Origin of the sequence: Streptosporangium minutum, from assembly GCF_002149035.1 — a bacterium.
Classification (GTDB): domain Bacteria; phylum Actinomycetota; class Actinomycetes; order Streptosporangiales; family Streptosporangiaceae; genus Streptosporangium; species Streptosporangium minutum.
In genome coordinates, this window is the sequence record NZ_NGFP01000140.1 from 1 (window position 1) to 24287 (window position 24287).

22 protein-coding genes are annotated in these 24287 nt (G+C 70.7%); 11 read left to right on the plus strand and 11 right to left on the minus strand.

The genetic code is table 11. From position 1 onward, the window contains the following. Positions 1 to 371: 371 nt before the first annotated feature. Positions 372 to 617 (minus strand): DUF2630 family protein, encoded by a 246-nt coding sequence (locus tag CA984_RS26690; protein WP_086576293.1) that lies wholly within the window; start codon positions 615 to 617, stop codon positions 372 to 374. 225 nt (positions 618 to 842) lie between these two features. On the opposite strand from CA984_RS26690, the gene leuA reads away from it, so the two are divergent. From leuA to CA984_RS26720, 6 genes are all read left to right on the plus strand, one after another. Beyond that, entirely contained in the window at positions 843 to 2552 is a 1710-nt protein-coding gene (leuA, locus tag CA984_RS26695) for a 2-isopropylmalate synthase (RefSeq protein WP_086576294.1), read from the plus strand. A 223-nt stretch (positions 2553 to 2775) separates the two neighbouring features. After that, a complete protein-coding gene (locus CA984_RS26700) occupies positions 2776 to 4011 on the plus strand; it encodes a DNA polymerase III subunit beta family protein (protein WP_086576295.1) in 1236 nt (411 codons plus the stop codon). 2 nt (positions 4012 to 4013) lie between these two features. Continuing rightward, the gene (locus tag CA984_RS26705) at positions 4014 to 4667 is read left to right on the plus strand and encodes a hypothetical protein (RefSeq protein ID WP_086576296.1); all 654 of its coding nucleotides are present in this window, start codon (positions 4014 to 4016) and stop codon (positions 4665 to 4667) included. Positions 4668 to 4850: 183 nt separating this feature from the next. Next, complete coding sequence (locus CA984_RS26710) at positions 4851 to 5408, plus strand: Ohr family peroxiredoxin (protein WP_207621039.1); 558 nt, start codon at positions 4851 to 4853, stop codon at positions 5406 to 5408. A gap of 71 nt (positions 5409 to 5479) precedes the next feature. Further along, entirely contained in the window at positions 5480 to 7282 is a 1803-nt protein-coding gene (locus tag CA984_RS26715) for an FUSC family protein (protein WP_086576297.1), read from the plus strand. Between the two features lie 21 nt (positions 7283 to 7303). Beyond that, positions 7304 to 7807, plus strand: a complete 504-nt coding sequence (locus CA984_RS26720; RefSeq protein ID WP_086576298.1) for a MarR family winged helix-turn-helix transcriptional regulator — start codon at positions 7304 to 7306, stop codon at positions 7805 to 7807. A 40-nt stretch (positions 7808 to 7847) separates the two neighbouring features. On the opposite strand, the gene CA984_RS26725 is transcribed toward CA984_RS26720, so the two are convergent. From CA984_RS26725 to CA984_RS26735, 3 genes are all read right to left on the minus strand, one after another. Further along, positions 7848 to 10076, minus strand: coding sequence for a GmrSD restriction endonuclease domain-containing protein (locus CA984_RS26725; RefSeq protein WP_086576299.1), 2229 nt, complete (start codon positions 10074 to 10076; stop codon positions 7848 to 7850). Positions 10077 to 10248: 172 nt separating this feature from the next. Next, positions 10249 to 10611: a VOC family protein gene (locus CA984_RS26730; RefSeq protein WP_086576300.1), complete on the minus strand. Its 363-nt coding sequence runs from the start codon at positions 10609 to 10611 to the stop codon at positions 10249 to 10251. Positions 10612 to 10662: 51 nt separating this feature from the next. Continuing rightward, entirely contained in the window at positions 10663 to 11361 is a 699-nt protein-coding gene (locus CA984_RS26735) for a TetR/AcrR family transcriptional regulator (RefSeq protein ID WP_165781422.1), read from the minus strand. Positions 11362 to 11477: 116 nt separating this feature from the next. Between CA984_RS26735 and CA984_RS26740 the strand changes: the two genes are divergently transcribed. The 3 genes from CA984_RS26740 to CA984_RS26750 are packed head-to-tail and all read left to right on the plus strand — an operon-like array spanning position 11478 to position 13756. Further along, on the plus strand, positions 11478 to 11822 hold the full coding sequence (locus CA984_RS26740; protein WP_086576302.1) for a YrdB family protein: 345 nt from the start codon (positions 11478 to 11480) through the stop codon (positions 11820 to 11822). A 49-nt stretch (positions 11823 to 11871) separates the two neighbouring features. After that, the gene (locus tag CA984_RS26745) at positions 11872 to 12810 is read left to right on the plus strand and encodes an NAD-dependent epimerase/dehydratase family protein (RefSeq protein ID WP_086576312.1); all 939 of its coding nucleotides are present in this window, start codon (positions 11872 to 11874) and stop codon (positions 12808 to 12810) included. Positions 12811 to 12826: 16 nt separating this feature from the next. Next, entirely contained in the window at positions 12827 to 13756 is a 930-nt protein-coding gene (locus CA984_RS26750; RefSeq protein ID WP_086576313.1) for a Gfo/Idh/MocA family protein, read from the plus strand. Between the two features lie 210 nt (positions 13757 to 13966). Here CA984_RS26750 and CA984_RS26755 read toward each other — a convergent pair whose 3' ends face one another. From CA984_RS26755 to CA984_RS26765, 3 genes are all read right to left on the minus strand, one after another. Further along, entirely contained in the window at positions 13967 to 14977 is a 1011-nt protein-coding gene (locus CA984_RS26755) for an acetamidase/formamidase family protein (RefSeq protein ID WP_086576303.1), read from the minus strand. Positions 14978 to 15135: 158 nt separating this feature from the next. Further along, positions 15136 to 16548 carry an APC family permease gene (locus CA984_RS26760; protein ID WP_086576304.1) on the minus strand — a complete coding sequence of 471 codons (1413 nt, stop codon included), beginning with the start codon at positions 16546 to 16548 and terminating at the stop codon, positions 15136 to 15138. Between the two features lie 78 nt (positions 16549 to 16626). Further along, positions 16627 to 17715: a substrate-binding domain-containing protein gene (locus CA984_RS26765; protein ID WP_086576305.1), complete on the minus strand. Its 1089-nt coding sequence runs from the start codon at positions 17713 to 17715 to the stop codon at positions 16627 to 16629. A 74-nt stretch (positions 17716 to 17789) separates the two neighbouring features. Between CA984_RS26765 and CA984_RS26770 the strand changes: the two genes are divergently transcribed. Further along, a complete protein-coding gene (locus tag CA984_RS26770) occupies positions 17790 to 18266 on the plus strand; it encodes a MarR family winged helix-turn-helix transcriptional regulator (RefSeq protein ID WP_086576306.1) in 477 nt (158 codons plus the stop codon). A gap of 158 nt (positions 18267 to 18424) precedes the next feature. On the opposite strand, the gene CA984_RS26775 is transcribed toward CA984_RS26770, so the two are convergent. Beyond that, complete coding sequence (locus tag CA984_RS26775) at positions 18425 to 19690, minus strand: Glu/Leu/Phe/Val family dehydrogenase (RefSeq protein WP_086576307.1); 1266 nt, start codon at positions 19688 to 19690, stop codon at positions 18425 to 18427. Between the two features lie 275 nt (positions 19691 to 19965). Here CA984_RS26775 and CA984_RS26780 point away from each other — a divergent pair, with 275 nt between their 5' ends. After that, positions 19966 to 21528, plus strand: coding sequence for an alkaline phosphatase D family protein (locus tag CA984_RS26780; protein ID WP_086576314.1), 1563 nt, complete (start codon positions 19966 to 19968; stop codon positions 21526 to 21528). A 73-nt stretch (positions 21529 to 21601) separates the two neighbouring features. On the opposite strand, the gene rocD is transcribed toward CA984_RS26780, so the two are convergent. The 3 genes from rocD to CA984_RS26795 all read right to left on the minus strand — a co-directional run bounded on the left by rocD (position 21602) and on the right by CA984_RS26795 (position 24232). Beyond that, positions 21602 to 22813 carry an ornithine--oxo-acid transaminase gene (gene rocD, locus CA984_RS26785; protein WP_086576308.1) on the minus strand — a complete coding sequence of 404 codons (1212 nt, stop codon included), beginning with the start codon at positions 22811 to 22813 and terminating at the stop codon, positions 21602 to 21604. Positions 22814 to 22855: 42 nt separating this feature from the next. Then, positions 22856 to 23650 carry a dimethylargininase gene (gene ddaH / locus CA984_RS26790; RefSeq protein ID WP_086576309.1) on the minus strand — a complete coding sequence of 265 codons (795 nt, stop codon included), beginning with the start codon at positions 23648 to 23650 and terminating at the stop codon, positions 22856 to 22858. A 108-nt stretch (positions 23651 to 23758) separates the two neighbouring features. After that, positions 23759 to 24232 carry an Lrp/AsnC family transcriptional regulator gene (locus tag CA984_RS26795; protein WP_086576310.1) on the minus strand — a complete coding sequence of 158 codons (474 nt, stop codon included), beginning with the start codon at positions 24230 to 24232 and terminating at the stop codon, positions 23759 to 23761. Positions 24233 to 24287 lie beyond the last annotated feature (55 nt).

Here is a 24287-nt window from a genome sequence, read left to right on the forward strand (position 1 = left end):
CGCCGCCGTCCGCCCCGCCCTCCCCGGCGGCGGGCCCGGCCTGCGAGCCGCAACCGGTCAGGAGCGCGACGGCGGCGGCGACGGCGAGAACGTGGGTGCGTTTCATGATGGGGCCTCCCGTTGGCTGCCCCATCGGTACGGCGGAGCGCTTGCAGCCCGCTCGACCGTCGCTTGCCGCCGGCCTGCCCGGGAACGCCCACGCCCGTGACGGCCCGGCTCGGGGAGCCGATTGGACAGCGCGGTGCCGGTGACCACCTTGCCCGTGACGGCCCGGCTCGGGGAGCCGATTGGACAGCGCGGTGCCGGTGACCACCTTGCCCCTGGCGGCCCGGCTCGGGGGGAGCCGAGCGATCTGCCGGCGGCGGGCGCCGTTACTGGCGGTATTCCTCGACCTCGTCGATCGGGCGCGGCGCCGCCGAGTCGGGGTCCTCCCCGAACTCACGACGCGCCCGGCGCTGCCTGAGCAGGTCCCAGGCCTGGTCGAGAGCCTCCTCAAGCTGCTTGATCCGGTTGTTCTCCTCGTGCGAGGAGATCGAACCGGAGGCCAGCCGCTGCCGGAGACCGTGCTCCTCGGCGATGAGCTCGTGGATGTGGGTGAGGATGTCGTCGTCCTTCATTTCGTTCCCCCTGTCTGGACTCCTTTCGGGACTGTATCCGATGCGGAGATCTCACCATGTGGGCGCGTGTCCCAGGCATTCACAGTCGTCTGCTAGCGTGCTATGCATGCTGCGCGGTCTGCTTCTTAGCTGCCGCGACGAGGGCCTGTAGAAGGCCGGCTCCCTCGTCGCGGAGCGAGCCATGCGCGTCGGCCACGATTGTCTTTCCAGTCGAGGAGCCCTTGCATGTATCCGCAGCAGCAGCCCAGCCCCATGCCGTTCAAGCGCTACGAGTCCTATGCCCCGGTCCGGCTCGACGACCGCACCTGGCCCGGCAAGGTCATCGACCGGGCCCCCCGGTGGTGCGCGGTGGACCTGCGTGACGGCAACCAGGCGCTGATCGACCCGATGGACTCCCACCGCAAGCTCAAGATGTTCGAGCTGCTGGTGAAGATGGGCTACAAGGAGATCGAGGTAGGTTTCCCGGCCGCGTCGCAGACCGACTTCGACTTCGTCCGGCAGATCATCGAAGAGGGCCTGATCCCCGACGACGTGGTGATCCAGGTCCTGACCCAGGCCCGGCCCGAGCTGATCGAGCGGACCTTCGAGTCCATCCAGGGCGCGGCGACGGCCATCGTCCACCTGTACAACTCCACCTCCACGCTGCAGCGCCGGGTCGTCTTCGGGCAGGACCGCGAGGGCATCACCGCCATCGCCGTCGAGGGCGCCAAGCTCTGCAAGAAGCTGGCCGACGCCTCCGACGTGGACGTCTACTTCCAGTACTCTCCGGAGTCCTTCACCGGGACCGAGCTGGAGTACGCCGTGGAGGTCTGCGACGCCGTCAACGAGGTCTGGCAGCCCACCCCGGACCGCAAGGTCATCGTCAACCTGCCCGCCACCGTCGAGATGGCCACGCCGAACATCTACGCCGACCAGATCGAGTGGATGCACCGCAACCTGGCCTACCGCGACTCGATCATCCTCTCCCTGCACCCGCACAACGACCGGGGCACCGCCGTGGCCGCCGCCGAGCTGGGCTACATGGCCGGGGCCGACCGAATCGAGGGCTGCCTGTTCGGCAACGGGGAGCGCACCGGCAACGTGTGCCTGGTCACGCTGGGCATGAACCTGTTCTCGCAGGGCGTCGACCCGGAGATCGACCTGTCCGACATCGACGAGGTCCGCAGGGTCACCGAATACTGCAACCAGCTGCCCGTCCACCCGCGTCACCCGTGGGGCGGCGAGCTGGTCTACACCGCCTTCTCCGGCTCCCACCAGGACGCGATCAAGAAGGGCTTCGAGCACCTGGAGCGCGACGCCGCCGCCGCGGGCGTCCCGGTGGAGGAGTTCACCTGGGCGGTGCCGTACCTGCCGATCGACCCCAAGGACATCGGCCGCACCTACGAGGCGGTCATCCGGGTCAACAGCCAGTCCGGCAAGGGCGGGGTTGCCTACATCATGAAGGCCGACCACCAGCTCGACCTGCCGCGCCGCCTGCAGATCGAGTTCTCCCGCGTCGTCCAGGCCCGTACCGACGCCCTCGGCGGCGAGGTGAACCCGGCCCAGATGTTCGAGGTCTTCACCGACGAGTACCTGCCGAACCCGACCAGCCCGTGGGGCCGCCTAGGCCTGCTGGCCCACCGGACCGTCTCCAGGGGCGACGATAAGGACGCCATCAGCGTCGACCTGCGCGTCGACGGTGAGATCCGCGAGATCGAAGGCGTCGGCAACGGTCCCATCTCCGCCTTCTGCGACGCGCTGGCCGGGATCGGCATCCGGGTCCGCGTCCTGGACTACGCCGAGCACGCGATGAGCGCGGGGACCGACGCCAAGGCCGCCTCCTACATCGAGTGCGAGATCGGCGGCGAAACCCTGTGGGGCGTCGGCGTCGACGCCAACACCACCACCGCCTCCCTGAAGGCGATCATCTCCGCCGTCAACCGCGCCACCCGCTAGGTACGGCCCGCGCGGTTCCCGGCACGACCTGCCGGGACGACGCGCCCGACAAGCGCCCACAAGGCCTCACGTCGTCCATTCGACCGCGCCCTCCGCGTGACCCGCGGACGCGCGGTCGAGTCATGTCCGCATCCGGGTCATCCGGGCCTCGGCGCGGCGGAAGGACCCGGCCGGCTCCGGTGGGCTTGACCTTCAAGTCGGATGAACCTCGACAATCAGCCCCATGGACGGCAACGCACCACAATTGCTGAGCATCAGCGCCTTCGCGCGTCGCGTGGGCCTCGCACCGAGCGCTCTGCGTTTCTACGACGACTGCGGTGTCCTGCCGCCGGCGCACGTCGACGGCACGAGCGGCTACCGCTTCTACCGGCCCGAACAGGAGAGGCGCGCCGTTCTCCTGCGCGAACTGCGGGAGGCCGATGTGCCGCTGCCCGACGTCGCGGTGGTCCTCGACGGCCCGCGGGAACAGGCGCAGCGGGTGCTGCAGGCGCACCTGCGCAGGATGCTCGACAAGACCGAGAGAGGACGCTCGGCGATCGAGGAGATCCTGCGGTCCCTCCCGGTGACCGGTACCCATGCCGAGGCCAGGGTCGGGGGCGCGGAGCTGGCGAGCGCCATCCGCCAGGTCGTGCCGGCCACGGCCTCGGACGAGGACTTCCCCGTGCTCGGCTGTGTCCTGGTCGAGCTCGGCGACGGCGAGGTCAGGCTGGTGGCCACCGACCGCTACCGTCTGTCGATCCGTGTCCTGCACCCGGCGGCCATGCACGGGGATCCCTGCCAGATCCTGGTCAGGGCGGCGGACCTGGTGGAGATCGGGCCGTGGGCGGCGCGGAACGCCGAGGTCACTGTCGAGGTCGACGGGGGAGCGGCCCGGCTGCGGGGCGCCGGGGAGTGCCGCGTCCTGACACTCTTCGAGGACCGTTTCCCGTCCTACCGCGAGGCCCTGTCGGCCCTCGGCCCGCCCGAGCACCGGATGATCGTCGACCGCCTCGCGCTCCGGGACGCCCTCCTCAGCCGGGGGGACACCTCGTACGTCACCGTCGCCACGGCCGGGGACGGACTCGCCGTCACGATCGCCACGGCCGGAGACGGGCCCGCCGCCCGTGCCGGTACGGGCGGACCCGACCCCGCCACTCCCGGCGGCGCGGCTGCGGACGGGGCCGCTGTCTGTGCCGGTACGGGCGGACCCGACCCCGCCGGCACCGGCGCGGCGGCGGACGGAACCGTCTCCACCGCCTCCGATGCCCCCGGCCCGGTCCGGCTGGGGGCGATCTGCTCGGGGCCTCCGCTGCGGATCGCCTTCGATCCCGCCACGCTGATCCCCGCCCTGGAGGCCGGCGTCGGGCCGGACGTCCTGCTGGAGGTCTCCACCGCGACCCACCCCGTCATCGTCCGCTCCGCCGACCAGGGCAGCTTCACCACGCTGGTGATGCCCGTGGCCCCTCTCTCCCTAGGATGATCATGGATCCGAGTAACCCCGTCGTACGGCTGTGCACGCAGGGCATGCAGGCCGAGGGCCAAGGCCGGGCCGACGAAGCGCGTGATCTGTTCCTGCAGGCGTGGAAAGCCGCGCAGGACGACTACGAGGCGTGTATCGCCGCGCACTACCTGGCTCGGCACCAGCCCACCCCGGAGGAGACCCTGCACTGGAACCAGGAATGCCTGGACCGCGCCGACCGGGTCGGCGACGAGCGCGTCCGTGGCTTCTACGCCTCACTCCACGGCAACATGGGCAGGTCCCACCTGGAGCTCGGCCAGGTCGACCAGGCCCGCGAGCACTTCCTGCAGGCCGCCCGGCGCGTCGACGACCTCCCCGCGGGCCAGTACGGTGACTGGCTCCGTCACTGCGTCGCCGAGGGACTCCGATCCACCCGCGCCGCCACCGCCGGAGACACCGCCGACCCGGTCCTGGAGATCCTCGGAAAGCTGTGCGCCCGCGCCGACCTCAAGGCGCTCAGCCTGCTCCTGCCCGCTTACATGGGGGACCTCGGCACGGCCGATGACGGTGAGCGGATCACCACCGCCCTGCGGATGCTGCACGCGGAACGCCGCCTCCCCGCCGACGAGCAGGCCGCCGTCAGCCGGGCCATCACGCTGAGGACCGCCGGCGCGTGAGGTCGTCCCACCGTTCACGAGCGCGCGCCGCCGGCGGTGTCCCCTCGGGGAGGGGTGCCGTGTCGCCCCTCGTCCACGGGGTAGGTAATCAGCGTTTCGGCCAGTTCACGCAGGTCCGGGCATGGGGGAGCGAGTACGGCGGGCGCCCGGACCGTCTCGGGTGGGGAATCGGGGGACGGAGCTATGAGCCACGACGGACGATCCGGACGGGAGCAGCCGGGGACCGGGGCGACCGGCAGGCCGTACCGGCCGATGGCCTCGGACTACTCGGGGCCCGGCGTCGAAGCCGAGCTCACCGGGGTCATCGGCGGCGGTGAGGCGGGCTATGACACCCTCTACACGGCGCGGGCCTCCTCGACGGGGGGCAGGAGTGGGCGGGTGAGGACGGACGACGGCCTCCTCGACCTTGAGATGCGGGCCCCGGAGCAGCTCGGCGGCCCCGGCGGCGCGTCCAATCCCGAGCAGCTCATGGCCGCGGCGTACGCGGCCTGCTTCCACAGCTCCCTCACGCTGGTCGCCGGCCAGGAGGGCGTGGACACCACCGGCGCCAGCGTCGACACGACGGTGGAGCTGCGCAAACGCGGAAGGCGTGACGACTACGTGATCGGCGTCGATGTGACGGTGCACCTGCCGGAGGTGGAACCGCGGCTCGCCGGTCACATCGCCGAGCGGGCGCACGAGCACTGCCCGTACTCCAGGGCGCTGCTGGGCAACGTCGACGTCGGCCTGCACCTCGCCTGATCATCCCGGCTCCGGGGGCCGCAGTCGCGATCCCTATATTTTACAGATAAAACACCAGGTAAGCTTATTTCATGGGGGTCACGGACGAGCGACAGGGCACGCGTGCGCGCATGCGAGGGGGGCTGCCGCTGAAAGGGGCGTTCCGGCTCCGGCGGTTCGGCGACATCTGGCACAAGAACGCGCTCAGCGCGGTCATCGCCCTGGCGATCCCCGATCTGATCCTCCTCGCGCTGGGCCGTCTGGACCTGGCGGTCTACACCTCCGCCGGGGCGATGTGCGCCCTGTACGCGCACGGCCTGCCGTACGCGGCCCGGGCGCGCACCCTGCTCCGGGTGGCGCTGGGCATGATCGCGAGCGTGGGGGTGGCGCTGACCGCGGCCGGCCTCACCCGATCCACCACCGTCCTGATCGTCGTGGCCGCGGTGCTGGCCGCCCTGCACAAGGTGGTGTGCGACGCAGCCCGGATCGGCCCGCCGGGAAATGTGATCTTCACCTTCATGGCCGCGACGTGCGCCTTCATGCCCCAGCGGCTCAGCGAGGTGCCCTTCCACCTGGTGCTCGCGACGGCGGGCGCGGCCCTGGCCTGGCTGGTCTGCATGGCCCCCGGGACCGTCCGCCCCGACGGCCCCCAGCGCATCGCCGTCGCCCGCGCCCTGGAGGCGGCCGTCCGTGCCCTGGCGGCAGCCGCGAGGGTTCCGGCGACGGCGGAGGGCCCGGTGGAGGCCGCGGGGAACCCGGCGGTGATCGCGGGGGTTCCGGCGGCCGCGGGGGTTCCGGCGGAGGACGCCACCGTGTCCCGGGCCCGCCACGACGCCGCCGCCGCGGTGAACGCCGCCTGGCACACCCTCCTTCTCGCCCCCGCGGGGCCGGGGCGAGGCGCGCTGGAGCGCCTCCTGGCGCACGCCGAGGAGTCCCTCGCGATGGGATCCGCCGCCGACGCCGACCGGCTCGCCGCCTGGGCCGCCGACGCCGACCGGCTCGCGGCCTGGGCCGGGGACCTGCGCCGGAACCGGCCGCTGCCCGAGACGGGCCTCACCGACGCCGAAGCCGCCGAGCTGACGGGCATAGCGGTGGAACGGGCCGCGCGCCGCGGCCGGCCGCGCCTGCTGCGGGCGTTTCACCCGGCCTCCCCACTGTTCCCGGTCGGGATCCGCGTCGCCGTCGGGTCCGCTCTCGCCGGAGTGATATCGATGGCGGCCGGGGTCGGTCACCCCTACTGGGCGATCGTGACGGCCGCCTCCGTCTTCCAGGCCAACGCCGTGCTGTCCTGGCACCGGGCGCTGCAACGCGGGCTCGGCAGCTTCGCCGGCCTCCTGCTGTTCACGGCGCTGCTGCCGGTCAGCCGGGCCGGGCAGCTCGCGCTGGTGCTGCTCGTGCTGCTCCTGCAGTTCGTCACCGAGGCGCTGATCACCCGCAACTACTGGCTCGGCACCGTCTGCGTGACCCCGATGGCCCTGCTGCTGACCGAGTTCCCCGGCTACCAGCCCGCCGGGTCGCTGATCGCCGACCGCTGGCTGGACACCTGCGTGGGCGTCGCCGCGGGGCTGCTCAGCTGCCTGCTGGTGACCAACCGCCGCACCGCGGGCCGGATCGATGACGCGCTCCGGTGTGTGGCCGCCACCCGGGCCGCCGCGGAACGCCTGCTGGAGTCCGCTTCCCCCGGAGCGGGTGACCGGTCCCGGGCCCGCGGCCTGCTCGTCACCGCCCTGGTGGAACTGCGCGAGGCCACCGAGGTCGCCGCCGGGGAGTGGTGGCAGCGGGCGCTGCCGGAGGAGCGGATAGCCCGGGCCGAGCAGCAGGGGCACCGGACGCTCGCCAGGCTGGCCGGGCCCGTCCGGGATCCGGCCGGGATAGAGTCGGCTCCGGGCTCATGATCAGTTAGGGGAAGCGGGGGCGTGGAGGACATCGTCGCGCAGGTGATGCGTCAGTGGGAGCGGATTCATCCGGAGCTGGACATCACGCCGATCGCGGTGATCGGCCGCCTCAACCGCTGCGTCCTCCTGCTCCAGCAGGCCGCCGACGCGCCGCTGCGCGAGCATGGCCTGACCCGGCCCGAGTTCGACATCCTCGGCACACTGAGACGGCTGGACCGGGAGCTGACCCCCAGCCAGATCGCGAAGGAGACCTTCGCCTCCGGGGCCGCCGTCACCAAGCGGGTCCGGTTCCTGGAGGAGCGCGAGCTGGTGAGCCGCCGCCCCGACGACCGGGACCGGCGGGTCTCCCACCTGGCGCTCACCGAGCAGGGCCGCCTGCTCATCGACCGGCTGCTCCCGGAACAGCTCGGTTACGAGGGGGCGCTGCTGGAGGCCATGGCCCCGGAGCGGCAGGGAGAGCTGGCGGGCCTGCTCGGAGAGCTGCTGCTCCTGCTCGAAGGCCGGCTGGGCGTCCGCCAGCCCTGAGCGCGGCGGGCCCCCGCGGGGCAGCACCGCGCGCTGCGCCCTACCCGCCGGCAGCCGGGTCCTGGAGACCGGCGTCAGCGGCTCTGCGGTTGATGACCTCGTCACGCAGACGCTTCAGCGCGACCGCGACGCCGTCGCGTTCGATCCGCCAGACGTCCCAGCCCGCACACGCCTTCGTCCCGGCGACCGCGGCTCCGGCGGCGGACAGGGAGTGGAAGGCCTGGCCCGTCTCCAGCCTGATCGCTCCGTCCGCCTCGACGGTGGCGAAGTGGACCACGCCTCTGACCGTTCGGAAGATCTTGGTGTCCGGTTTCATCAGGCCGTTCTTGATCAGGTCGAGAAGCTCGACGCCGTAGCGCGTGGAACGGCGCCGGGACGCGGTCGGCTCGGGGACCACGACAGTGATCTTCGGCAGCCGGAAGCCGAGCCTGGCCGGGCTCCAGACCTCCTCGCAGAGGAGGCGGTAGAGGCCCTGCCGCTGCTCGATCTCCTGGACGCCGAACTCCGGGCAGGGGCGGAACGCCAGGTCGAGGCCGGAGGCTCTGAGGTAGTGGGTGAACGGGGTGTTGCGCAGGCGGCTCTTGGGGTGCAGGGAGGCCGCGAGCCGGTTCTCGGCGTAGTAGTGCTCGAGCTTCTGCCCGTAGGGGTCGTCCCGGAAGCTCGCGTTGACGGACTTGGGCAGGAGCAGCAGGGCGCCGAGGCGGTTGCGCCAGAGGTCGAACTCCGCGGGGGTCCTGACGGCGTCGGTGTGCCGCTCGAAACGGTTGGCCCAGATGTGCTCGATCTCGTAGTCGCGGGGGCCCCGGAGAAACTCGTACTCGTGCTCTCCCCCCTCGCACGCGCGCTGGACGTGAGCGGTCATGCGCGAGAGCAGGTAGCGGACCAGGCGGCGGTTGTTCGCCCGGAGACCGAAGGAGGCGATCTCGCGGAAGTCGTGCTCCAGCAGGGAGGCCTCCCGTCCGAGGACGGTGGCGACCTCCTCGGCCGTCCGGCAGATCCGCAGGACCGGGATCAGCCGGTGGATGATCTCGTCAAGGTCGCGGCGCTGCACGGGCAGGTTGTTGACGCACCGCCGTACGTGGACGAGGTCGAGGAACGCCGCGGCCATCGAGCACTTCTCGGCGAAGGTCTGGTCGGTGTCCTCGGGGGAGACGACGGAGAGCAGGAGAGTGAACTGGTTGTCGAGGCCGTTGTAGCCGTTGAAGAAGACGGCGGCGAGCTCGGGCCTGAACTCCCGGCAGGCCCGGAGCAGGACGCGGTAGCGCTCGGACACGTCCGTGAGCTTCCTGATGAACTCCCGCGCGCCGGCCGGCCGGTCGATCCCCAGTTGGATCTCGTTGCGCAGGATCCACTCGTGAACGACCCGCCCGATCTCGGCGGCGTCGGTCGACGTCTCGTCGAAGTGCGCGTACTGCGCCAGGAGGAAGGAGCGGACGTAGGCGCTGGGCGTGCTGGCCTCGGGAGAGTCCGTCTCGGCGGAGGTGAGACGGGCCAGCATGTCGGCCCACGACCTGCCCAGTTCCTCGCGCGTCTGCGGGTCGACCCGCCGGAACAGGTGGCCTTTCAGCAGGTCGACGTGGCTCAGCCGGAGCCCCCGGTCGTTCATGGACACGAAGATCTCGCGTCCGTTCTCCTGGTCGAGGGCCTGGATGCCGACCAGGCACACGCGGTCGAGCAGCCACCGGACGAAGGGCACCAGGGCCTCGCCGCGCAACACCTCGGGGAAGTCGCCGTCGATCTCCCTGCTCCGGTCGTGGAGATTCCGCACCGAGACATGGGCGTCGTCGGGCAGCGCGAAACCCTTGAGATCGTTCCAGTCGGTGACCAGGGAGTTGAGAAGCTGGGCGCGGGCCAGCTCCTCGGAGCTGCCGACCTTGAAGCTCCGCCTGCCGTGCCGGGCCGTGTACGTGAGCCCCTCCAGCTCATCGGCGTAGATCCACTTCTCCTGGTCGATCAGCAGCTGCCGGAGGTAGATCAGCAGGAGGTGGAGCGTGGTGACGCGCTGCTGGCCGTCGACGAGGAAGGTGCGGCCGTCGCTCTCGTGGTAGACGTAGGGGCCGAGGAAGTAGGGGGCGTAGCCGTTGACCTCGTCGCGTTCGTGCAGGGGGTTCCACTGGCTCAGGAACCGGTTGCTCAGGTCGTCGATCAGCGTGCGGACCTCGTCACGGGTCCAGGTGTACTCCCGCTGGTAGTAGTCCAGTGCGAAGGAGTTCTTCTTGAAGAGGTTGTGGACCGTTACACCTTCGCCGTGAATGGGACTGTCCGCCATGAACTCGGGAGCGCCTCTCGCCTGCGGGGGTGTGGCTCGTCGAGAGCCCGCTAACTCTCATTTATCACGCCGAAAGCGGCATCGTTACCGATCCTGTCGAAGTCGTGACCCTGACTCCTGCCCTGTCCGACCTTGAGCCGGCCTGCCCCCTCCGGCGGACCGGGCGCGGGGCTCAGCCGTGGTTGAGGTCGATGACGCAGAAGCGGTTGCCCTCGGTGTCGGCGAGGACGACGAAGTCGGGGTCGTCCGGATAGAGGTCCCAGTCGACCCGTTCGGCGCCGAGGGACACCAGCCGCTCGACCTCACCGGCCTGGTCTTCGGCGTAGAGGTCGAGGTGGACGCGCGGGTGCTCCTGCACGGGTACGTCGCTGAGGTCCAGTGCCAGCGCGGGGCCTGGGCCGTCGGCCGGCTCCAGCACGATCCAGTCGTCCTTCGTCTCGCTCTCGCGGGGGACGTAGCCCAGTGCCCGACTCCAGAAGTCGGCCGCCCGCCGTACGTCGGCCGCGCCCAGCACGATCGTCCCGATGTTCAGCATGGGGGGATTGTGGCATACGCCGGCCTCCGCGCCGGAGCCGCTTGCGGAGGGTCAGGCGGGCAGGCCGAGGAAGGCGGCCTGGCAGCGCATGGAGTGGTCGAAGGCCGTGCCGGTGTCGAGGATCGTGTTGTTGAACTGGCCGAACAGTTCGAAGCTGAGCCAGCCGAACAGGCCCGTCCAGGCGATCAGGCCGCGGACGATCACGTCGTCGGGGACGTCGGGGATGATCGCGCGCACGCGTGCGGCGTCCTCGCTGAACGGGGCCGGTACGGGCGGGCAGACGGCCGGAGGGTTCAGGGCTCCGGCCAGGTAGGCGTCGGAGACGATCCGGCCGTAGACGACGGTGTCGCGGACCGCCGCGGCGACGGTGTCCTGCGGCGCCTGGTAGCCGGGCACGGGCGAGCCGTACAGCAGGGCGTATTCGTGCGGATGGGCCAGCGCCCAGTCCCGTACGGCGTGGCAGACCGCCAGCCACCGGCCGGTGTGGTCCTCGGGCGGACAGGCGGCGTCGGCGTTCTCCACGGCCTCGCCGACGGCGTTGTAGCCGTCGATGATCAGGGCGGTGAGCAGGTCGTCCCGGGAGGGGAAGTAGCGGTAGATCGCCGAGGAGACCATTCCCATCTCGCGGGCGACCGCGCGCAGGGAGAGGCCGCCCGCCCCCTCGGTGGCCAGGTGCCTGCGGGCGATGTCGGTGATCTCGCGGGTCAGCTCGGCTCGGACCCGTTCCCGTGCTGTGCGGCTTGAACTCATGTCCCGAACCATATCAGAGCACCGAAAATAAAAGAGAGCACTGCTCTTGACGAGCCATGCTCTTTCGAGAGAGCATTGCTCTCAGAACGGAACGCCACTCTGCAAGGAGCCCCCTGATGCTGTCCCTCGCCAAGAACACCAACCTCCTCGTCATGTTCCTGCTGGAGCTGGGCGTTCTTGCCTCGGTCGGCTACTGGGGCTTCGTCGTCGGCCAGAACCTGCTGGTGAAGCTGCTCCTCGGACTCGGCGGGCCCGCGCTGTTCATCGCCGTGTGGGCGGTCTTCGGCGCGGCCAACGGCGCCACGATCCCGCTCACCGGGGCGGCCCGGGTCCTGCTGGAGGTCCTCTGGTTCGGCGGCGGCGCCATGGCGCTGGTCATGGCCGGCCGGCTGGCCCCGGGCCTCGTCTTCGCCGCCGTCTACGTCGTCAACGCCGTCCTGCGGCTCGTCTGGAACCAGTGATCCCGGCGCGGCCGGCAGATTCTCGAAACCAGTGAAAGGAAGAATGACCATGGGCAAGCACGTCATCGTCGGAGCCGGTCAGGTCGGCTCGCAGGTCGCCACGCTCCTCGCCGGGCAGGGCCATGAGATCGTCCTCGTCAGCCGGTCCGGCTCCGGCCCCGCCGGCGTCGAGAAGGTGGCGGCGGACGCCTCCGACAGTGCGGCGCTGATCCGCCTCACCAGGGGCGCCGACGCGATCTACAACTGCGTCAACCCGCTCTACCACCGCTGGATGCAGGACTGGCCGCCGATCGCGGACTCGCTGCTGGCGACCGCCGAAGCCACCGGCGCCGGATACGTCATCCTCGGCAACCTCTACGTCTACGGTCCCCCCAGCGGGCCGATGCGGGAGAGCGACCCGCTCCGGCCGACCAGCGAGAAGGCGGGGGTACGGGTCCGGATGTGGCAGGACGCCCTGGCCGCGCACGAGGCCGGGCGGATCCGGGTGACCGAGGTGCGGGGGTCGGACTACTTCGGCCCCGGCTGCCTCGACCAGTCACACCTGGGGGACCGGTTCGTCCCCCGCCTCCTGGCGGGCAAGCCCGTCCGTTTCGCCGGAGACCCGGCCCAGCCGCACAGCTGGACCTACGTGCCCGACGTTGCCCGAGCCCTGGTGACGGCCGCCACCGACGACCGGTCCTGGGGCCGGGCCTGGCACGTCCCGACCGCCCCCGCCATGTCGGCCCGCGAGGTCGCCGAGCGGCTGTGCGCGCTCGCCGGCGTCCCCGACCCCGGGGTCAAGGTCATGCCGCACTGGCTCATCCGGGCGGCGGGCACCGTCTCGCCCATGCTCGGTGAGCTGGAGCACGTCCGCTACCAGTTCGTCAGCCCCTTCGTCATCGACTCCACCGACTTCCAGTCGACCTTCGGCATGGCCCCGACCTCGATGGACGAGGCGCTGGCCGCGACACTCGCGTGGTGGCGTGACCGCCTGGCCACGGCCGCGTAAGCCGTACGCTCTGAACATGAAGACCGCCATGATCGGCCTCGGGGACATCGCGGAGAAGGCATACCTGCCCGTCCTCTCCGCGCTGCCCGGCCTCGACCTCCACCTGTGCACCCGCAACCGCGCCACGCTCGACCGCCTGGGCGACGCCCACCGGATCGAGCGCCGCTTCACCTCGGTGGACGAGGTGCTCGACGCGGGGATCGAGGCGGCCTTCGTACACGCCGCCACGAGCGCCCACGTGAAGATCGTCGAGCCGCTGCTCCGGGCGGGCGTCCACGTCTACCTGGACAAGCCGATCGCCTACACCCTGGCCGAATCCGAGCGTCTGGTACGGCTGGCACGCGAGACGGAGCGGTCGCTGCTCGTCGGTTTCAACCGCCGCCGGGCGCCCTCCTACGCGGCCCTGCTGGATCTGCCGCGCCACCTGGTGGTGATGCAGAAGAACCGCAGGGGGCTGCCGGAGGATCCGCGGACCGCGGTCTTCGACGACTTCGTCCACGTCGTCGACACGCTCAGGTTCCTGGTGCCCGGGAAGGTCGAGCACACCGGGATCCGGACCAGGGTCAGGGACGGCCTGCTGGAGCACGTGACGCTGGAGCTGTCCGGCGACGGCTTCACCGCATTCGGGATCATGAACCGGGTGGGCGGGGCGGCCGAGGAGACCGTGGAGGTCATGGGGGAGGACGTCAAGCGCCGGGTGGTCAACCTCGCCGAGGTGATCGACTACGCCGGGCCGGAGACGCTGACCCGGCGGGGTGACTGGACGCCGGTCTCCCGCCAGCGCGGCATCGAGCAGGTCTGTCTGGAGTTCCTGGACGCGGTCCGCTCCGGCGTCCCGGTCGACGCGGAGGACGCCCTGGCCACTCACGCGATCTGCGAGGACATCGTCGCCGCCGCCACACCGGCCCCTGATCCCCGGCATGCCGGCGACGACCTCCCCGTCTGAGGTGACCTCCGCCTGCGAGGCGACCGCCCCGCCCGGGCGGGGGCTCCCTTCCGGGCGGTGACCTCCGCCCGAGAGGCGACCGCTCCGTCCCGGCGGAGGTCTCTCCGCCGGAGCGGTGACCTCACCGCCCCGGGACAGGGGGAGTCCCGCGCCGTCGCACCCCGGCGGTACGGCGACGCAGGACGCTTCTCCACCGTGGGGGCGCCGGCGTCAGCGCTGGTCCAGATACCGCCGGCCCAGGGCGCGCAGCCGCTCGTGGGCCGACTCGTAGACGCCGGACACGCCCAGATAGGACTTGGGAACCTTGGCGAGCATCGTGTAGTTGGTGTCGCAGACGTTGCCGACCGGCGCCTCGCCGATCTGGCTGACCAGCTGGTAGGCGTCCAGGACGTCCAGACCGGTGAGGTCGGCGGCCCAGGTGACCAGGTCGTGCTGGCTGATCCGGAAGGCGTCCTCCAGCGGGCGGGCCGAGCCGGTCGACATCAGATGGTCGTCGTCCTCCAGGCGCGGCCACGGGGTGCTCACGCCCTTGATCAGCTCTACCGCGACGACGGTGTTCATCGCCGCCTCGACGGCCGTGCCGCACACCTCGCCGTGTCCCTGGCGGGCGTGCCCGTCACCCACGGCGAACAGCCCGCCCTCGACGTTGACCCCGAGGTAGACGGTCACCCCGGCGCGCAGCTCGGGGGTGTCCATGTTGCCGCCGTGGGCGTCCGGGGTGATGGTCACCCGGGCCTCGGAGGCTCCCGGCGCGACGCCGACCGTGCCGTGCATCGGGTCCAGCGGGAGCTCCACCGTGAAGTCGCCCTTGCGGGCGTGGTAGCGGGCCACGCCCTTTTCCACGTCGATGTCGTAGCGCCACACGACCTCCTCCAGCGGAGGGGTGAGCATGGCGGTGGCGTGCGTGCCGGTCAACGCCCCGAAGTGCGGGAACGTGGCGGACACCGCCCAGTCCCTGGCGGGCTCGATGGAGACGAAGTGCAGCGCGAGCGTGTCGCCGGGCTCGGCCCCCTCGACGTGGAAGGGGCCGGTGACCGGGTTCAGGTAGGGGAAGTCGCAGACGCTCGACGGCAGGTCCTCGACCGAGCGCACCCGGCCGCCGAAGCAGTCCTCGGTGTACATCTCGACGATCGTGCCGGGCCTGATCCTGCCGATGGCGGGGCGCCCGCCGAAGGTGTAGCTCAGCTCCTCGGGAGCCGGCCTGTAGGAGACGACGTTCACCGCGCACCCGCCCGGCCGAGGCTCGTTACCGAGTTGAGGAGGGCCGAGGTGAACCCCTCCTCCACCTCAAGGAAGATTTCGAACATGTGCTCTGTCCTCGCGTGATCGAATGGATTGGGCGGGGGGTGGCATGTCCCGGGGGCGCCGGGACGCGGTCGCTACCGGCGCCGGGACCGGGTGGACTTCTCCGAGGTCTCGCCGCCGAGGGCGGCCAGCAGGGGGCGGCGGCCGTAGGCGTAGAAGGTGGCGAGCACGAGCACGCCGATGCCGAGCCAGATGAGCCCCAGGACCTGGGCCGCGATGTTGGCGTTGATCACCACGTAGATCAGGATCGCGAAGCCGATCACGGGAGCGATCAGGTGCCGCCACCAGTCGCGGCTGCCGTTCCGTATGACGTAGTGGACGACCACCGAGATGTGCAGCGCGAGGAAGGCGCTCATCGCGCCGAAGTTGACCAGGCTGCTGATCAGCGGGATGCCGTCCTCGCGGGTCGTCAGGTAGAGCCCGACGGCCAGGGAGACGGCGGCCACCAGCAGGGTGGCGTTGACCGGCACCTTGTGCCTGGGGTGGACCTTGGCCAGGAAGGCGGGGAGCTGGCGGTCGCGGGCCATGGCGTACAGCAGGCGCGAGGTGGCGGCCTGGGCGACCAGGGAGTTGGCGAAGCCCCAGGCGATGGCGGTGGCGACGGCGGTCAGCACGCTGAGCCAGTGGCCTCCGGCGAACTCGGCCATGTCGTAGAACGCGGTGCCCGCGGGGTCGCCCTTGGTCAGCAGCTCGGCCCGGTTGGGGGTGAGCAGCGCGCCCACCCAGGTCTGCACGATGAACAGCGCGCCCGCCAGGCCCAGCGCCGCGACCATCGACTTGCCGATCTTGCGGCTGTCGGCCTTGCTCTCCTCGGCCAGCATGGAGATGCCGTCGAAGCCGAGGAAGGACAGCACCGCGACGGAGACCGCGCCGAAGACCAGCGGCCAGGAGAACGTCTCGGCGTCGAACAGCGGGGTCAGCGCGCCCGCCTGCGCCTTGCCCATGGCCAGCGCGCCCAGGCCGATGATGAGGAAGATCGCCAGCACGATGAGCTCACCGATCAGCATGATCTTGGTGATCCGCGCGGTCATCTGGATGCCCGCGTAGTTGACGACCGTGTTGAGGATCACGAACACGATCAGCCATCCCCAGATCGGGATGACGGGCAGGAACGAGGCCATCGCCGCGCTCGCGATGAGGTAGAGCAGTGCCGGCACCAGCACGTAGTCGAGCAGGATCACCCATCCGGCCAGGAAGCCGACGGTGCCGGTGATGCCCCGGCCCGCGTAGGTGTAGACCGAGCCGGCCATCGGGAAGGCCTTGGCCATCTGCGCGTAGGACAGCGCGGTGAAGGCCATGGCGACCATGCCGATGACGTAGGCGAGCGCGACCATGCCGCCGGAGGCCTGGAAGACCCCGCCGAAGATGCCGAACGGCGCGATCGGGACCATGAAGATCAGGCCGTAGACGAGCAGGTCGGTGAAGCTCAGGGACCTTCGGAGTTCCTGCTGGTAGCCGAATTGCTCCAGGGAGGGCTCAGTGGTCATGGACGGCTCCTAGAAGATGGGTGCAGCCGTAACGATAGGACTTTTCCTTGAAAATGAAAAGATTTCAGACGGAAGCTTCTAGTGGACGATGTCGAAGTCAAGGCCGTCTGCCCGGCCGATGTGCGCGCGCCTCCGTACTCCCCGGTCCTGAAGCGTCAGCCGTCCCCGTGCGGTGACGATGGAGGTGCCGTCGGCGATCGCGTCCACCGCGGGCACGGCGAGCGTCCCGGCGCGCGAGCCGAGCGCGGCGAGCATCAGCACCGCCTCGTAGCACCCCTGCCCGTGCCCGTTGAGCAGCGGCGCACCGGCGCCGAACCGGCGGATGTAGCGCTCGCCCAGGCTCAGGCTGTCGTCGGTGACCAGGCTCGCGAAATAGCCCATCGCCCCGTAGAGCTCACCGGTCGCGTCGCCGCCGATGCCGAGCAGGCCGTGCTCCTCCAGCGCCCCGCAGAGGCGCGGCCACGACAGCCCCGCCGCGCTGAAGGCCCGGTTGAAGGTGACCAGGTCACTGCCGATCAGGCTGAGCAGCACGGCGTCGGGCCTGCTGGCGGCCAGCCGCTCCAGGAGCGGGGCGAAGTCGCGCACGCCGTACGGCACGAACCGCTCGCCGACGATCGTGACGTTGCGGGCGGTGAGATGGCGGCGGGCCGCGTCGTGGACCAGGTGCGGCCAGACGTAGTCGTTGCCGAGCAGGAACCATCTGCGGGCACGGCGCCGGTCGATCAGCCAGTCGAGCCCGGGCCTGAGCTGGCGGCCGGGAGTCTCGCCCAGGAAGTAGACCCCGGGTGAGTGGCCGCCCCCCTCGTACGGCGGGGCGTAGACGAACGGCACCCGCCCGGCCAGGGCGCGGACCACCGCGATCCGCACGTCGCTGCCGTGGGTGCCGACCACCGCGTCGATCGCGCCGCTGCCCGCCAGGTCGCCGACCTCGGCGGCCACCTGCGCCGCGGGTCTCCCGCCGTCGATCAGGACCAGCTCGACCGGCCTGCCGAGCACCCCGCCCGCGAGGTTGACCTCGTCGGCCGCGAGAATGGCACAGTTGATCGCGCACGGCCCCACCAGGCCGAGAACTCCGGAAACCGGCACCACAAGCCCGACGCGCAGGGCGCCGCTTCGGATGAGCTCGGCTTCCAGAGGTTCTATGACCGGTGTGATGGCTTCTGCCACGTCGACGAGTATCCTCCTAAAAGGAGGGTCTTGGCAGGCCCGTTACTTAGCCGGGATACAGACGGGAGCTTCACATGGTGACGACCGGACTGGGATCCTCGCTCGCCTACCTGCTCAGCCGAGCCGAGCGCAGTGTCAACCGCGGCCTCGCCGCGGCGGTGACCGCCGAGGACGTCACGGTCGAGCAGTGGCGCATCCTCCGTGCCCTGGCCGACGGCCGGGGCCACTCGATGGGTGACCTGGCCGACGCCGTGCTGATGCCGCACCCGACGCTGACCAAGGCGATCGACCGGCTCATCGACCGCTCGCTCGTCTACCGGGGACACGATCCGGCCGACCGCCGCAAGGTCGCCGTCTTCCTCGCCGACCGCGGCGCCGAACTGCTCGCCCGGGTGGAGGGCGGGGTGGCCGGTCACCACCGGCTGATCGAGGCCGCCTACGGCACCGAGCGCACCGAGCAGCTCATGCGCGACCTGGAAGGGCTGGTCAGAGCCCTGGACGAGCCCTCCCGGCCCCTTGAGCGGCACCTGAACGGTCCCGTCCGTTCGTGACCCCGCCCGGCCGGGGGCGGCCCTGCCGGTCCGTTGCACGTCCGGCCGGTTGAGCGGATCTGAGCGGTCCCGTGCCCGGCCGCGGCGCTTCCCGCGTCCGCGGCGTGCGGGACACACGGTGGCGGCCCGGTCTCCGGACGGAGGCCGGGCCTTCTCCGTCAGGGGTAGAGGCCCCGCATCCGGTGGGCGTCGGCGACCCTGCCCACGCCGATGACGTGGGCGGCCTGGCGCAGGCTGAGCCCGCGTTCGGCGGACATCGCCGCGACCGCGTCGAAGGCTTCCTCCATGAGGTCGCGGAGCCTGGTGTCGACCTCGTTCGCGCTCCAGGAGCAGGCCTGCAGGTTCTGCACCCACTCGAGGTAGGAGACGATCACGCCGCCCGCGTTGGCCAGGATGTCCGGCACCACGGTGATCCCGGCGTCGGCCAGGATCCGGTCCGCCTCCGGGGTGGTGGGGCCGTTGGCGCCCTCCACGATCAGGCGGGCCCTGATCCTGGACGCGTTCTCCGCGGTGATCGCGCCCTCCAGTGCGGCGGGGACGAGCACGTCCACGTCGAGTTCCAGCAGGTCCTCGTGGGACAGGGCGTCGGCGTGGCGGTAGCCGTACACGCCGCCCGTCTCCTCCACCCACGCCCGCAGGTCCTCCACGTCCAGGCCGGAGTGGTTGACCACCGCGCCGGTGGCGTCGGAGACCCCGACCACGCGGCAGCCGGCGTCGGCGAGGTAGCGCGCGGCCGGCGCGCCGACCTTGCCGAAGCCCTGGACCGCGACGGTGCGGCCCTCGGGAGAGCCCGACATGGCCTTGAGCGTGGCGATCCGCACGCCGCGGGAGGTGGCTCCGGCCCGGCCCAGGGAGCCGCCGAGGGTCGTCGGCTTGCCGGTCACCACGCCGGGCACGGGGTAGCCCGCGTTCACCGAGTAGGTGTCCATGATCCAGGCCATGGTCTGCTCGTCGGTGCCGACGTCCGGGGCGGGGATGTCCTTGTCCGGGCCGATGATCGGCAGGATCTCGTTGACGTAGCGGCGGGTGACCCGTTCGAGCTCCCGCGTGGTCAGCGAGGCCGGGTCCACCGACACGCCGCCCTTGGCGCCGCCGTACGGGATGCCGACCAGCGCGCACTTCCAGGTCATCCACATGGCCAGCGCGGTGACCTCATGGATGTCGGTGGAGGGATGGAAGCGGATGCCGCCCTTGGCGGGGCCGCGGGTCGTGTTGTGCTGGACCCGGAAGCCCTGCACCACGTCCATCCGGCCGTCCTCGCGGCGGACGGGCACCGAGACGGTGAGCGAGCGGCGGGGGGTGGCCAGCATCGTGCGCAGGCCGTCGTCCAGATGGAGCCGGTCGGCTGCCTGGTCGAGCTGGAGCAGCGCGGAGTCGAGGGCCTGACGGCCCGGGCTGGCGAGGGTGGCGGCTGCCGGCGTCATTGACGGCACCATAACGGTCATGAAGGAGAGCCTCCATACGGTGAGCGGAGCGCCATTGCTCTGCTCAGGGCTGTTTGTGATGATCACACTAGTTGTGCGGTTTTTACCCGCCAACCTGGTCGTATTGTGTTCTTATGGCCGAATTTTGTGCGTTTCCTCACTTGCGGCCGACCTGCTGTTATTGATCAGACCGGTTGGGCACGGTGAGGGCAACGCGCCAATATGGCAGGCTCCCGCCTGGACGCCTGCCGTTCTGTAGTGCTGAGGGGATGAACGTGCCGGAACTTGTGGTCGGGCCGCTGCTGCGTTATGTGAATGAGACCGGCGCGTCGGTGTGGGTGGAGACCAGCGAGCCGTGCGAGGTGACGGTGGAGGTCGGCCAGACGCGTTCGCAGGCGCTGACGTTCACCGTGCACGGCCACCACTACGCGATCGTGGACGTCGGCGCCGAAGGCGCCTACGAGGTCCGGCTCGCGGGGGAGACCGTGTGGCCGCTGCCGGACCAGCCGCCCAGCCGCATCCGCTTCCTCGGCCCCGACGGGCCCAGACGGGTGATGTTCGGCTCCTGCCGGACCAGCGTGCCGCACGACACGATGCACATCATCTCGCACGGGGTGGACGTCCTGCGCGCCTACGGCTGCACCCTGATGGAGACCCCCGAGGAGGAGTGGCCCGACCTGCTGCTCCTGCTCGGCGACCAGGTCTACGCCGACGAGCCGTCTTCCGAGATGCTGGAGTTCATCAAGAACCGCAGGGACGGCGAGCCGGTGGGCGAGATCGCCGACTTCCAGGAGTACGCCGAGCTGTACCGGCAGGCCTGGACCGACCCGGAGATCCGCTGGGTCCTCTCGACGGTGCCCAGTGCGATGATCTTCGACGACCACGACCTGCGCGACGACTTCAACACCTCCGCCACATGGCGCGAGCAGATGGCCAAGGTCCCGTGGTGGCCGCGCCGGGTGGTCTCCGGTCTCGGGGCCTACTGGATCTACCAGCACCTGGGCAACATGTCGCCGCAGGAGAGGGAGTCGGACGACCTGCTCAGCAAGCTGTGCGCGGCGGAGGGCGACGGGGCCGAGCTGCTCGACGCGTTCGCCGAGCACGCCTACGACGTCCCCGCCGACAACAGGTGGAGCTACTCCCGCGACCTCGGCGGCACCCGCCTGATCATGCTCGACTCCCGATGCGCCCGGCAGCTCACCCCGGGGGACCGGCGCATGATCGACCCGGTGGAGTGGGAGTGGCTCACCGAGGAGCTACGCAGGGGCGGCGCCGAGCGCTTCGTCATCGGAACGTCGGTGCCGTTCCTGCTCCCGGCCGGCATCCACCACATCCAGAACTGGAACGAGGCCCTGGCCCAGGGAGCCTGGGGCAAGAGGGTGGCCCGCTGGTCCGAGGCGCTCCGCCAGGCCGTCGACCTGGAACACTGGGCGGCCTTCCGCCGCTCCTTCGAGGACCTGTCCAGGCTGCTGGCCGAGACCGGCAAGCCCGTGGTCGTGCTCTCCGGGGACGTGCACTACTCCTACGTGGCCAAGGCCGAGGGGCTGCCCATCTACCAGCTCGTCTGCTCCCCGATCCGCAACCCGCTGAGCCGTACGCTCCGCCTGGCCAACATCGTCGCCCAGTTCGGCCTCGCCACCCTGATCGGCGGGTGGCTGTCCCGTCTGGCCAGGATCCCCAAGCCCCCGTTCAAGTGGCGGATCGTCCACGGCCCCTGGTTCTCCAACGCGGTGGCCACGCTCTCCCTGGGCGCCGGCCCCCTGTCCGTCCGCTGGGACACCGCCGCCGCCACCGACGTCTCGGAGATCACCACCGTGGAGCTGGCCGGTCACGGATGACCGGGGCGGCCCGCGCCGCGCCGTCCGGGCCCGGTACGGCTCACGCCGGATGGCGTGAGCCGTACCGGAGGGATCACTTCGCGAACTCCGCGAGGGCGTCGGCGAGCTGGTCGACGGCCCACAGGAGGTCTTCCTCGGAGACGACGATCGGCGGGGCGAGCCGGATGGTCGAGCCGTGGGTGTCCTTGGCCAGGACGCCGCGGCGCATCAGCGCCTTGGAGATCTCGCGTCCGGTGGCCAGGGAGGGGTCGATGTCGACGCCCGCCCACAGGCCGCGGCCGCGTACGGTCACCACACCCTGGCCGATCAGGCCGCGCAGCCGCTCGTGCAGCACCGCCCCGAGCTCCTTGGCCCGCGCCTGGTACTCGCCGGTGTTGAGGATCTCGATGACCGCGTTGGCCACCGCGCAGGCGAGCGGGTTGCCGCCGAAGGTGGAGCCGTGCTGGCCCGGCTTGATCACGCCGAGTACGTCCTCGTCGGCGGTGATCGCCGAGACCGGGACGACGCCGCCGCCCAGGGCCTTGCCCAGCACGTAGATGTCGGGGACGACCCCCTCGTGGTCACAGGCGAAGGTGTCGCCGGTACGGCCGAGGCCGGACTGGATCTCGTCGGCGATCATCAGGATGTTCTCGGCGGTGCAGAGCTCGCGGACCTGCGTGAGGTAGCCGTCCGGCGGGACCAGCACGCCGGCCTCGCCCTGGATGGGCTCCAGCAGCACCGCGACGGTGTTGGCGTCGACGGCCTCGCGGATCGCCTCGACCGAGCCGTACTTCACGACCGTGAAGCCCGGGGTGTAGGGGCCGAAGCCGTCGTGGGCGTCCGGGTCGGTGGAGAAGCTGATGATCGTGGTGGTGCGGCCGTGGAAGTTGTCCTCCATCACGATGATGTTGGCCTGCTCCGGTGCCACGCCCTTGACCTCGTAGCCCCACTTGCGGGCCACCTTGATCGCGGTCTCCACGGCCTCGGCGCCGGTGTTCATCGGCAGGACCATGTCCTTGCCGGTGAGGTCGCCCAGCCCGGAGGCGAAGGCGGCGAACTGGTCGTGGAAGAAGGCGCGACTGGTCAGGGTGAGCTTGGCGAGCTGCTCCTGCGCCGCTTCGACGATCTTCGGGTTACCGTGACCGAAGTTCAGCGAGGAGTATCCGGACAGGCAGTCCAGGAACCGCTTGCCCTCCACGTCGGTGACCCAGGCGCCCTGCGCCTCGTGGATCACGATGGGGAGCGGGTGGTAGTTGTGCGCGCTCCGGCGCTCGCTGAGCTCGATGAACGTCTCTGTGCTGGTCATCCGATATTCGCCGTTCCCTGTTCTTGGCCGTTCTACCTGTGTCTATCCCCGGATTTCGAGCGTGCAGCACTTGGGGCCGCCGCCCGCTTTGCGCAGCTCCGACAGTTCGACCGGGATGACCTCGAAGCCGTGGCGCTTGAGCTCCAGCTGAAGGTTGGCCGCCTCGGCGTTGATCACCACACGGGTGCCGTCGCTGACCGCGTTGAGGCCCAGTACGGTCGCATCGTCCTCGTCCGCGATGACGGCGTCGGGGAACAGGTTCTGTAGCACTTCCTGGCTCCCCGCCGAGAAGGCCCCTGGGAAGTATGCCACGTTATGTCCGTTTAGTGGGAACAGTGCGGTGTCCAGGTGGTAGAAGCGGGGGTCCACCAGCTGCAGCGTCACCACCGGGCGGCCGAGGAACTCCTGGGCCTCCTTGTGCGCGGTGATGTCGGTGCGGAACCCCGTCCCGGCCAGCACCACGTGGTCGAGCGTCAGGAAGTCGCCCTCGCCCTCGTTGGTGAACGCCGCCTCGTGCACCCGGTCGTAGCCGTTGTCGGTGAACCACTTCAGGTAGGCGGGCCCCTCGGCGGCCCGCTCCCGGTGCGTGAACCGCGCGCCGTACACCCGGCCGCCGACCACCAGCGCGCCGTTGGCGGCGAAGACCATGTCCGGCAGGCCCTCCACCGGGTCGATCAGGCTGACCCGGTGACCGAGCCCCTCGTAGGCGCTCTTGAGCCCCTCCCACTGCCGGATCGCCACCTCGCGGTCCGCCCCGGCCTCGGGATCCATCCACGGGTTGATCGCGTACTCGACCGCGAAATAGTCAGGCCGACACATGAGGTAGTGCCTCGTCATGGAGAACCCCGTAAAGGACGTCGTGGTGGGAACGGCAACAGCCTAGGAACGGGGTCCGCGCGGGCCAAGAGCCCGATCATGCGCGTTGGCGCACGTCCCTTGCGTGCTTCAGGCTACGAACGTCGATCCGTTGCGTGAGGTGATCAGAGGGGTCTCGATCAGCCGGGAGAGCACGATGGAGCTCTTGGTCCGCACCACGAACGGCTCGGAGGCGATCCGCTCGATCACCTGCTCCACGTGGCGGACGTCGGTGGCCCTGATGTGCAGCAGCGCGTCGGCCTCCCCGGTGATGGTGCACGCCGAGACCACCTCGGGAAGACGGGCGACGGCCACCCCGATCGCCGACGGTGAGGTCTTGCCGACGCAGAACAGCTCCACGTAGGCCTCGGTGGTCCAGCCGAGCGCCGTGGGATCCACCCGCGCGGTGAACCCGGTGATCGCCCCCGTCTCGCGCAGGCGGTCCACCCGGCGTTTCACCGCCGACGCCGACAGGCCCACCCTCTGCCCGATCTCCGCGTAGGTGCTGCGGGCGTCCTCGACGAGCGCCCTGATGATGTCACGATCCAGCCGGTCCAGTTCCACGCTGTTTTGTAACACAACAGCGCACGCCGTTCGGCAACGCGTCAGTCCGCGCCGC